At 40.4% G+C, this 445-nt stretch carries 1 protein-coding gene; it reads left to right on the plus strand.

All coding sequences use genetic code 11. The features are described 5' to 3' along the window. A partial coding sequence (gene ruvX / locus AB4486_RS28430) for a Holliday junction resolvase RuvX (protein WP_372120184.1) occupies positions 1 to 241 on the plus strand: 241 nt, incomplete at its 5' end. Positions 242 to 445: the final 204 nt, after the last annotated feature.

Genomic DNA, 445 nt, shown 5'->3' on the forward strand with positions numbered 1-445 from the left:
TCCTACCGATCTTCACGGTCGTGATCTAGAGACCATCACACCAAGAGCAAAGAAATTTGCTAACCGCTTAAAAGGTCGTTTTGGTGTTGATGTTGAGCTGCATGACGAAAGATTATCGACCGCAGAAGCAAGAGCCGACCTTTTTGAAATGGGCGGCTACAAAGCACTAAGTAAAGGTAATGTCGATAACCAGTCTGCAGTCGTCATTTTAGAGAGCTGGTTTGAAGCACAATATTCATAACGAAAATTAAGAGCTCAAAGATTAAACTTCTTTGTGATCCTATAATGATATTACGGCGTAATGTCGAAGCAATTCATTATTAGGTAAGTGGGAGTTCACATGAAAATTTTTCTAGCAATCTTCGTAGCTCTAGCAATATCAGCATGCAGTTCGACAAGCTCCAATAATGCAGGTTATATGAATCATACTTCGACTGACGCAGAC

This window comes from Vibrio sp. 10N.222.55.C6 (assembly GCF_041473395.1).
Classification (GTDB): domain Bacteria; phylum Pseudomonadota; class Gammaproteobacteria; order Enterobacterales; family Vibrionaceae; genus Vibrio; species Vibrio crassostreae_C.